The following is an 8,983-nucleotide window of genomic DNA, read 5'->3' on the forward strand; positions in this document are numbered from 1 at the left end:
CGCCGCGGCGGAACCGGCCGTGCGCGCGGCCGCGCCGCGACCGACGGTCGAAGTGGCCAGCGTGCAGGAGCCGCAGGCGCCGCGCATCGACGCGCCCGACGCGACGATCGTGCGCATCCAGGCGGGCTTGCGCGCCTTCGGCAATGACGGCATAGCGCTCGACGGCGTCGTCGGCGCGCGCACCGAGGCGGCGATCCGCGAGTTCCAGTCGCTGTTCGGCCTGCCCGTCACCGGCAAGCCGGACGCCGCGGTGCTCGCCAAGATGACCGAGATCGGCCTGACCAACTGACGCGCGGCACCGGCGGGCAACCGGGGGAGCATCTGGCATGCGGGTGACGACCGACCTTTGGGTCTCCGCACTGGTGCGGCGCGTGTTCTCGGCCGGCGGCTACGCCGCGGTGATGCGGCGCGGCGCGAGCGAGGCCGGCGCGGTCTTCATCCTGGTGCGCGGCCGCGACGGGCTTTCCGCCCTCTACGGCCCGGCCGCCCAGACGAGCTACGAGGCGGCCCGGCCGGAAGAGCGGCTGTTCAGCGTGCTGCAGGACGCGGTCGACGACGCGGCGGTCGCCGCCAGGCTGGAGCGCGAAAGCCGTTTCGATCCGGATCTGTGGGTCGTCGAGCTGGAGATCGGCGCCGGCGAGGCGGAGCGGTTCTTCGCCCTCACGACGCCCTGAGGCCGCTGGCGCCGGGCGTCTCGTCCGGCTCGCACCAGCCGGCCACGCAGGCGCGCGCCGCCGCTGCCTCCAGCGCGGCATAGCGCTCGGCGAACAGCCGCACCGCCTCGACGCGGCCGAACTGGCCGGGGAAGATGGCGCACACGACGAGAAACGCCTCCTCCAGCGCCAGGTCGAGCGCCTTCAGGCCGGTCATCAGCTCGGCGTAGCTGTCGCCGCGGGTGAGCGCGCGCGCGGCCGCGAGCGGGATCGCCAGCGCATCGGCGAGCGCGGTGTCGTAGAGCCCCGCCACGCCGGACAGCGCGGCGCGGCGCAGCCGCTCGTAGGCGCGGCGTTGGGTGGCGGGCGGCGAGGCCGGGGGCGGGGCGGGCGCCCTTTCGGCGGCCCGCTCGTGCGGCTGCATCATCGCCCGGAGCCGCGCCCGCACGTCCTCTTCGGCCGAGCGGGCGGATCCGGCGTCCGGCCGGTGGCCTTGCCGGGCGTCCGCGTCCGGACCGGCCGGCGCCGCGGCGGTCTCGGCCTGCGCCAGCAGCGCGGTGACGAGGGCCGCGATCGCCGGGTCGAGCCTGGCGCGGCGGCCGATGGCGCGGGCATGGCCGAGGCCGTGCCGGCCGATCAGGCCGATCAGGTCGACGTCGCTCAGCACCGGCGAGCGCATCAGCATGGGCGCGGCGATCTCGACCGGCTCGTCGCACAGTCGCCGCACCAGCCCCGGCGGCGCGGCCTTGCAGGCCGACAGGGCGGCGGCGGCGAAGCGGCGCGCCTCGACCGGAACGCAGTCGAACAGCGGCAGGGTAAGGTCGTCGAGCTGGGCGATCTCGCGCCGGCTCGGCCGGGTGAGCGAGCAGAAACCGGCGACGGCGGCGCGGAACAGCCGCTCGGCCTTGCCGGCCTCGCCGCCGATGGCGACCTGCCTGAACACTGTCGACGACACCGGGCCGCGCCCCACTCGAACACCCACGCAACGAACTTGGCGTGCCGCGCCGCGCCAAACCGGCGACGCGAACGGCACGCACGCACGGTAACCGCGATCCGTTAGCAAGCTGTTAACCGCGTTGCCGCGCGGCCGGTTAAGCCGCCGTTAACCAAGCCCGGGGCCTACTGGCGGGACAGGAGGCGCTGCACCGAGCTCCGGCCCCAGAGAGGGCGATGCGCAGTCATGGCGACGATACTGTCCTTCACGCCCAGGCGGCGGCCGCGGCCGGCCGCCTCGCGGCCAAGCGGCAAGCCGGCGACGGTGGTGATCTTTCCCGGCGTGCGCTACGAGCGCGGCAAGCAGGCCGACAGGCCGGCCGCGGGGCCGGGCGGCGCGCCGCTGCCGGCGAAGCTTTAGAACCGCTCCGCGTTTCACGGAATCGCAGATCGGCTCCAACGCATTGTGTTCACGCGTTTGCGAACGGCGAACCGGTTTCCGCTTCGCCTGGAAGCGCTTCAGCGCAGGCTGCAGGAGATGGAGTCCAGGAAGCCGTCGACGACGTGCCGCCAGGTGTCGTCCGGCCGGAAGGCGCGCACCACCACCATGCCCTCGCCGACCGGCGCCTCGACGAAGATGGACTCCGCATAGGCGGCCGGCAGCTCGGCGCGCAGCGCCACCAGATCGTCCGGCGTCAGGATGACGAAGTCGGGCTGCGCGTCGTTCGCCGTGCGGTCGCTGAAGCTGTAGATGTTGAGCCCGCGCCGGTCGTAGACCGACATCGACCAGAACGGCACCGCGCCCTCGCCGCGCACATGGACGGGCCCGTCGGCGAGGTCGAAGCGGCAGGCGACCGCCTCGAACAGCGGATCGGCGAGGGCGGGAAGCGGCGCGCCGGCGCCGGCCGACGGCAGCCGGGTGGCGGTGTAGCTGTCGGCCGCCGCGGCGAGCTGGCTCCAGGCGTCGCGCTCGCCGAGCAGCGGCAGCAGGAACAGCACCGCGATGTGCACGATGCCGGCGCCGAACAGGCCGAGCAGCAACGCGTGGAGCAGCCTAGCCATCGCAGCCGGTCCGCAGCACCTGGGGCAGCGCGATGTCGAGCACCTGGCCGCCATTGGCGACCGGCGTGTCGAACAGGGTGAGCACGAGCAGCATCGGCCCGTCGCCGCCCGTCGCCAGCCAGTTGCCGGCGCGCGGCCGGGGTCCCACCGCGAGCGCGAGCGAGCCGTCGGGCCGGCGCAGCACGGCGCGCGAATGGAGCGCCGCGGCGCGCCGGCCGCGCGGCGGCAGCGCCGCCTGGGCGCCGTCGGCGGCATAGAGCGTCCAGAAGCGGGCCGGCGGCAGCGGGCCCTCCAGCACGTAGCTGCAGCGCCGCGAGAGCGGCGCGCCGGCCGAATCCTGCGCCGCGACGAAGGCGATGCCCTCGGCCTGGCCGAGCGCCAGGCCGCCCTCGCGGGCGAAGCGCGCCCGGGCGTAGGGATTGGCGCGCTCGGTGCCGGCGTCGGGATAGGCGGACCACTCGCCGACCGTGACGGCGCCGGCGTCCATGTCGGCCTCCAGCATCAGCCACACGCTGGCCGCCCCGCCGCCGACGGCGATCAGGAGCGTGAGCAGGGTCAGGAAAACCGTCTTGAACATGGCCGGCTGCCGCGGAAGCGTTTCGCTCCCGATACTCCAGGCGGCTTGCGCACGGCAAGGCCGCCGGCCGGCAAGCGCCGCAGCGCGGCCCGCCTCAAAGCGCCGACAGCGTCTCGGGCGCCTGCGAGACGGCGATCGCCGGCGCCTCGCGGAACGCCTCGGCGATGCCGCGCAGCACCTGGGTGGTGCGGCTCGACAGCACGGGCGGACGGAGGTCCTCGGGCAGCGTGCCGTCGCCTTCCGCCCCGTCCGCCTCGGCGACCAGCGCCGGGTCGGCCTCCGGCAGCGGGTTGTCGATGCCGGGGATCGGCTTGAGGTCGATGTTCTGGTGCGCGTAGGTCATCAGCCGGTTCCACACCATGGCCGGCAGCGAGCCGCCGGTCATGCGCCGGGTCGGCCGGTAGTCGTCGTTGCCGAGCCACACGGCGGCCGTGTAGTTGCCGGTGAAGCCGACATACCAGCCGTCGCGGTAGGACTGGGTGGTGCCGGTCTTGCCGGCCGAGCGCAGGCCCTCCAGCGCGGCGCGCCGCCCGGTGCCCCATTCGGGGATCTGCACCAGGATCGAGTTCATCTTGGCGACCGCCTCCGGCGACAGCACCCGGCGCGGCGCCGGCGCGTCGCGGCGCACGTCGTAGACCACCTCGCCGGAATGGGTGAGGAGCTGGGCGATGCCGTGGCGCATGCCGGCCAGGCCGCCATTGGCGAACACGGAAAAGCCGGTCGCCTGGTCCATCACCGTCATGCCGGAGGTGCCGAGCACCATGGTCTTGTGGCCGTTGAGCGGCGATTCCACGCCCATCGCCTCGACCAGCGCCTTGATCGGGCCGACGCCGAGATGCTCCTTGGCCAGCCGCACCGGCACGGTGTTGTAGGACTTGGCCAGCGCGGTGGTCAGGTTGACGCGGCCGGCATAGCCGCGCGTGTAGTTCTTCGGCGCCCAGCCGCCCCACGAGATCGGCCGGTCGGAGATCACCGAATCGGGCGCGAAGCCGTTCTCCATCGCCACGGCGTAGACATAGGGCTTGAAGGAGGAGCCGGTCTGACGCTGCGCGTGGGTGGCGCGGTTGAACTGGCTCTTGCCGTAATCGCGGCCGCCGACGATGGCGCGCACGGCGCCGTTGGTCTCGACGACCACGATGGCGCCTTCCTCGACGCCGTACTGCTGGCCGTGCTGGCGCAGGTGGAACTCGAGCGATTCCTCGGCCGCGCGCTGGATCGCCAGGTCGATGGTGGTGCGCGCGACGAGCGTCTGCGGCGCGCCGCGCGGCACGATGCGCTTGATCTCCTCGAAGGCCCAGTCGAGGAAGTAGTCGGGGCTGTCGCGATCGTCGCGGTCGACCGGGGTGGCCGGGTTGAGGCGGGCCGACAGCACCTGGCCCTCGCTCATGAAGTCGGCCTGCACCAGGTTGGTCAGCACCTCGTTGGCGCGCGCCCTGGCGGCCGGCAGGTTGATGTGCGGCGCGTAGCGCGCCGGCGCCTTGAACAGCCCGGCGATCATCGCCGCCTCGGCCAGCGTCAGCTCGTTGACGCTCTTTTCGAAGTAGAAGTCGGCCGCCGCCGCGATGCCGAAGGTGCCGCCGCCGAGATAGCCGCGGTCGAGATAGAGCTGCAGGATCTCCTTCTTGGTCAGGTTGGTCTCCAGCCAGAGCGCGAGATAGGCCTCCTTGATCTTGCGCTCGAAGGTGCGCTCGTTGGTCAGGAACAGGTTCTTGGCGAGCTGCTGGGTGAGGGTGGAGCCGCCCTGCACGACGGAATTGGCGCGCACGTTCTCGAACATGGCGCGCACCAGGCCGATGGCGTCGATGCCGAAATGCTCGAAGAAGCGGCGGTCCTCCGTCGCCAGCACCGCCTTGACGACGTGGTCGGGCAGCTCGTCGACGGGCACCGAATCGCGGTGGATGATGCCGCGCTGGCCGATCTCCTCGCCGTAGCGGTCGAGGAAGGTGATGGCGAAGGCGTTCTGCGCGCGCCAGTCGCGCGCCGTCTCCTCGAAGGCGGGCAGGGCGAGCGCCAGGAGCAGGATGCAGCCGGCCGTGCCCAGCGTGAAGCCCTCGCTCAGCAGCTCGACGGCGGCGCGGCGCCAGCCATAGACGCGGAAGCGGCGGAAGAAGATGGTGACGTTTTCCCACCACTCGCCGGCCGCGAAACCCGCCTCGTAGAGCGTGGAGTCGATCCAGGCATCAAGCTCGAGCAGCTTGGACGCCTTCGGGCTCCTCGACTTGCGGGGTTCGAACGGGTTGTCCATCGGCGGGTTGTTCTGCTAGCGCGGCTGCCTGTCTCGTGCGTCCGGCCGCATCTCGTGCAGGCCACGCCGGCGATTTCAAGGCGCGGGTTCTGGCGGCCCCGCCTCCTTGTCTCCCATTTCGCCGCCGCTCACAAGATGTTTCGGGCTGCATGGCTAACGTCAGCACCGGCGCCCGGTTCACCGCCGCGCACGCTTTTTGTCGGCTGTGGCGGACGGGCAACGTTGGGGCGGGCTCCAGGCGGACCAGCATCGCCGTTGCGTACATGACGGCGAGGCCGAACCCGAGACCGGCTCGGACCGGCGTAATCTATCGGACGTGAGTTGGGTGTGAGGGTGGTGGAGCCGCACCGCGCGGCGGCCATTGGCTCGCTGTTCGGTGGACCGTGCGCCGCAAAGTCGCCGCTGCGACGTTTTCAAGCGTGTTGGCGCGCATCACCACGCCGCCTTCGCGGCGGGCCTGTTCCCGGTGGAGCGTTGATAGGAAAAAAGTCTTAGTTGTATACTTTACGTACCAGAGGCAAAATGAGCAGTGACTCGGCTGACAGGCCGGCAGCAGGAGGAGAGGGAACAGAGGGCGCCTTACTGATCGACGTGTGCGATCTTAGGAGCGTGCTTTCGCACGAGCTTTCTGTTCTCTTTTCGCAGTTCGGGCACGATCAAGGGTCTGCCGGATATGAGGTTGACTACATAGTTGGGGGTATCGTTGAGCGCGGAACGCTGCTCCGTTCGGACCGTCACGACGCGCCCGCAGATAGCCGGTAAGAAAGCCGAGTTGATTGTAGAATTCCTCGATCTCTTGCGCGAGGCGTTCCAGAGTCCCCAGTTCATAGACAAACTGCTTTTTCCGAAATGCGTCTGGATCACCGCGCCCGGCTGAGAACGCCAAGTAGTCTGCTTGAGCAACCCACACAATGTGGTTCGGGATTGCGACCGATACGCCGTAACAACCATGAGCCAGATCGTTTCGTTCTTTTTCGAGAGAAGAACGTCGTGCCATATGAGCAGTAAACAACTCGAAGTCTAGCTCGTTCAACACGGCTTCAGCGGCGGCGCTGAGTGCATCGTGTTGCGCTCGGCTGCTTCGGAGCGATCCAAAGACCGCAGCGGCAGCGGGAATATTCGTCCCCATTAACTCAGCCAAGAGTCTGGCGCACTGCACCTCGATGTCGGCCCATGCCGTTATTACGCGCCCGACGATCGCGGCAGCCGCCGGTCTGTCTTCGATGTAGCCAACTCCAAATGTCGCTTTTGCGCTCGGGTATGCCTTCCACAGTGGCTTACGCGAGGCGGGGGAAATGGCAATTCGTTCCGGACGCCCGCCGTCTAGATCCTCTGTCGCCTGAACAAGGCTAATGTCGTCTTTCGAATAAAGGTCATCATGGGCACAGCGTAGACATGGGATACTCAATTGTCCGTCGCCGGTCATCCGCACAGGGGACTTGCCTCCTGAGTTGTCGTCAAGGACATAGATTAACTCGCCACATCCCTTGCAATTTACGGCGTAGTACCATGATCCTTTCATGACCGGATCACGCCGATAGAGCCGATATGCCATGCCAGAGAATCCCAAAGACAAAAACCAGGAGAAGGGCGACGAGATCCTCCGACGCCTGTTGAAAACCCCGCCTGATCCGGGCCGCAAGTCTCGCGCAAGCGAGTCAGATCAGGAACAGAAACCGGGCGGCAATCCCGCGAAGAACAACCGCCCGGAAGAAGACAGTTAGGCCGTCTTACTTTTTGATGGTCTCAACGACGTGAGTTTTGGGGTTGTCCTTGGCCGTCTTGACGGTCGTGAACTGCCCATTCCCGGCGTTGCGGCCGATTTTGGTCTTGCTCATGCGGATCACCTCCTTCCTCGGGCTGTAGCCCGCCGCCTATCAGGCGCAGCCGAGAAAGTGGCGAATCGAATCGCAAAACCAGTTAAGATGATGAGGGAGCGCCTACTCGGAGTCGAGTCGGCGCTTCTTTCGTTTTAACAGAAGCTTTCGCGCCGTCTGCTTAGGCGCAACCGGCTTCACCAGTCCGCCGATAGGTGAGACGCTTGTCGCGGGCCATGCGGAGAATGTCTTCGGCGCGTTCTGCATCGCTGATCTTTAGAGCCGCGCGGCGATTGTAGCGGAAATCGAACTCGGCAAGGTAGCGATGCAGGTGCGCTTCGCCGCAATGCTGACACACGCCGAACATGCCGCGCTTGAAGACGGAGAACACCCTTTCGATTGTGTTGGTGTGCACCACCACGTCGCCTTCGCGGCGGGCGTATTCCTTTGCCGAATGCTTCACGGTGCGGTGCGTCGCATACTCGGTGCCAGTGTCTGTGTAGAGGCGGGACTCGTCGGTGTAGAGTGTGGTGTCGCGCGAGACGTTGCGCGCCAGTGCCTCGCGAACGGACGCCTTGGTGGCGTTGTTGACATGGAAGGTGCGCACCGGCCGCCGCGCTCGACAAGTCCGACTATGATGCGCTTGTTCGCACCGCCAGCCTTGCCTGATTTGGTAGGCGCGGGCTTGCGGCCACGGGAGTAGGCGCGGGGCGTCTCGCGCTTACCATGATACATCTCGTCGGCCTCGACGGTCTTGCCGTTGCCGCCGAGCGGGCCGGAGGACTTCACGTCCTCTTTCATCGCCTCGCGGATGCGGTGGGCCATGAACTATGCGGTCTTGTAGGTGACGCCGAGCATACGGTGCAACTGGTGGGCGGACATGCCTTTTTTGGACGAGGCCATCAGGTGCGAGGCCAGCACCCATTTGTTGAGCGGGATATGTGAACGCTCGAACACGGTGCCGACCGTGACGGAGAACGGCTTGCGGCAGTCCTTGCACTTGTAGACGCCGGGACGCGTGGACTTGCCTTCCAGCTTCGTGATGCGGTCGGGGTGATTGTTGCGGCAATGCGGGCAGACCGGACCGTGCGGCCAGTGGATGGCTTCCAGGTGCTCGCGAGCCTTGTTGGCGTCCTGATAAATCTCGTTGGTGATGGTGAACATGGCCGTCTCTCCTTGCGTCACTTATCGCGAAGCGAGCGTGGTACGTTAAGTATATAATTAGGAAAAAAGTCCTTGACGGCGTGACGGGGCTTTGCTAGGGTTCGGGCATCGTCGGATTGTTGCGCCGGCGGGGCGCAGGGGGCCGGGGCGCGCCATCGTGGATGGCTGAGGGCTCGGCGGCTGTGCGCCGCGCGCATGTGTTTTCGCGCCGCCTTTCGGGGCGGCGTTTTCGTGTCCGTCGCTGGGTCCGTGCCGTTTCTGCCGTCTGCCGTCTGCCGTCTGCGGGCGGCGTCTGCGCGTCCGGCGGCGCATGCGATTCAGTTTCCAGCTTAGCCCAGTCCAGCCCGGAGAACGGCCATGGCCAGACGTTCGGCACCGACGCGCTCGGCCGACGGCGGCAGCGTGCGCGCCGGCGACGGCGCGGCATCGCCCGGTGCGGCGGGCGGCGGCCGGCGGGCGCCGCGTGGCCGGGCGGCCGGTGCGGCGGGCGGAACGCGGACGCGGCTTTCGCGGCTGGCGGCGGGGACGCCCG

Annotated in this window: 9 protein-coding genes and 2 pseudogenes; 4 read left to right on the forward strand and 7 right to left on the reverse strand. The window is 68.5% G+C overall.

Annotated features, from left to right (window positions below; genetic code table 11):
• Both N1F89_RS19700 and N1F89_RS19705 read left to right on the forward strand, forming a co-directional pair.
• The coding region (locus tag N1F89_RS19700) for a peptidoglycan-binding domain-containing protein (protein WP_290086154.1) at positions 1-289 on the forward strand (289 nt) is incomplete at its 5' end.
• 37 nt (positions 290-326) lie between these two features.
• The gene (locus tag N1F89_RS19705) at positions 327-674 is read left to right on the forward strand and encodes a DUF1491 family protein (protein WP_290086155.1); all 348 of its coding nucleotides are present in this window, start codon (positions 327-329) and stop codon (positions 672-674) included.
• On the opposite strand, the gene N1F89_RS19710 is transcribed toward N1F89_RS19705, so the two are convergent.
• The gene (locus tag N1F89_RS19710; RefSeq protein ID WP_290086157.1) at positions 661-1,608 is read right to left on the reverse strand and encodes a DUF2336 domain-containing protein; all 948 of its coding nucleotides are present in this window, start codon (positions 1,606-1,608) and stop codon (positions 661-663) included. The two genes, N1F89_RS19705 and N1F89_RS19710, sit on opposite strands and share 14 nt — an antisense overlap.
• A gap of 225 nt (positions 1,609-1,833) precedes the next feature.
• On the opposite strand from N1F89_RS19710, the gene N1F89_RS19715 reads away from it, so the two are divergent.
• The gene (locus N1F89_RS19715) at positions 1,834-2,007 is read left to right on the forward strand and encodes a hypothetical protein (RefSeq protein ID WP_290086158.1); all 174 of its coding nucleotides are present in this window, start codon (positions 1,834-1,836) and stop codon (positions 2,005-2,007) included.
• 98 nt (positions 2,008-2,105) lie between these two features.
• Here the strand turns inward: N1F89_RS19715 and N1F89_RS19720 are convergent, their stop codons facing one another.
• From N1F89_RS19720 to N1F89_RS19735, 4 genes are all read right to left on the reverse strand, one after another.
• Positions 2,106-2,648 carry a DUF1254 domain-containing protein gene (locus N1F89_RS19720; protein WP_290086159.1) on the reverse strand — a complete coding sequence of 181 codons (543 nt, stop codon included), beginning with the start codon at positions 2,646-2,648 and terminating at the stop codon, positions 2,106-2,108.
• Entirely contained in the window at positions 2,641-3,225 is a 585-nt protein-coding gene (locus N1F89_RS19725) for a DUF1214 domain-containing protein (protein WP_290086160.1), read from the reverse strand. The genes N1F89_RS19720 and N1F89_RS19725 overlap by 8 nt, the downstream gene beginning before the upstream one ends.
• 94 nt (positions 3,226-3,319) lie before the next feature.
• Positions 3,320-5,470, reverse strand: a complete 2,151-nt coding sequence (locus tag N1F89_RS19730; RefSeq protein ID WP_290086161.1) for a PBP1A family penicillin-binding protein — start codon at positions 5,468-5,470, stop codon at positions 3,320-3,322.
• A 601-nt stretch (positions 5,471-6,071) separates the two neighbouring features.
• Positions 6,072-7,025, reverse strand: coding sequence for a hypothetical protein (locus N1F89_RS19735; RefSeq protein ID WP_290086163.1), 954 nt, complete (start codon positions 7,023-7,025; stop codon positions 6,072-6,074).
• Between N1F89_RS19735 and N1F89_RS19740 the strand changes: the two genes are divergently transcribed.
• Positions 7,024-7,194 (forward strand): hypothetical protein, encoded by a 171-nt coding sequence (locus N1F89_RS19740; protein WP_290086164.1) that lies wholly within the window; start codon positions 7,024-7,026, stop codon positions 7,192-7,194. The two genes, N1F89_RS19735 and N1F89_RS19740, sit on opposite strands and share 2 nt — an antisense overlap.
• A gap of 274 nt (positions 7,195-7,468) precedes the next feature.
• Here the strand turns inward: N1F89_RS19740 and N1F89_RS19745 are convergent.
• Together N1F89_RS19745 and N1F89_RS19750 are read right to left on the reverse strand one after the other, a co-directional pair.
• Positions 7,469-8,451 (reverse strand): annotated as a pseudogene (locus N1F89_RS19745) (IS1595 family transposase).
• A gap of 329 nt (positions 8,452-8,780) precedes the next feature.
• Positions 8,781-8,983: pseudogene (locus N1F89_RS19750) on the reverse strand (hypothetical protein); the annotation flags it as partial.

The organism is Aquibium sp. A9E412, from assembly GCF_030398335.1.
GTDB lineage: Bacteria > Pseudomonadota > Alphaproteobacteria > Rhizobiales > Rhizobiaceae > A9E412.

Coding starts and splice junctions, on each gene's coding strand:
- N1F89_RS19705 (WP_290086155.1), top strand. CDS start 327: ATGCGGGTGACGACCGACCTTTGGGTCTCCGCACTGGTGCGGCGCGTG.
- N1F89_RS19715 (WP_290086158.1), top strand. CDS start 1,834: ATGGCGACGATACTGTCCTTCACGCCCAGGCGGCGGCCGCGGCCGGCC.
- N1F89_RS19720 (WP_290086159.1), bottom strand. CDS start 2,648: ATGGCTAGGCTGCTCCACGCGTTGCTGCTCGGCCTGTTCGGCGCCGGC.
- N1F89_RS19725 (WP_290086160.1), bottom strand. CDS start 3,225: ATGTTCAAGACGGTTTTCCTGACCCTGCTCACGCTCCTGATCGCCGTC.
- N1F89_RS19730 (WP_290086161.1), bottom strand. CDS start 5,470: ATGGACAACCCGTTCGAACCCCGCAAGTCGAGGAGCCCGAAGGCGTCC.
- N1F89_RS19740 (WP_290086164.1), top strand. CDS start 7,024: ATGCCAGAGAATCCCAAAGACAAAAACCAGGAGAAGGGCGACGAGATC.
- N1F89_RS19735 (WP_290086163.1), bottom strand. CDS start 7,025: ATGGCATATCGGCTCTATCGGCGTGATCCGGTCATGAAAGGATCATGG.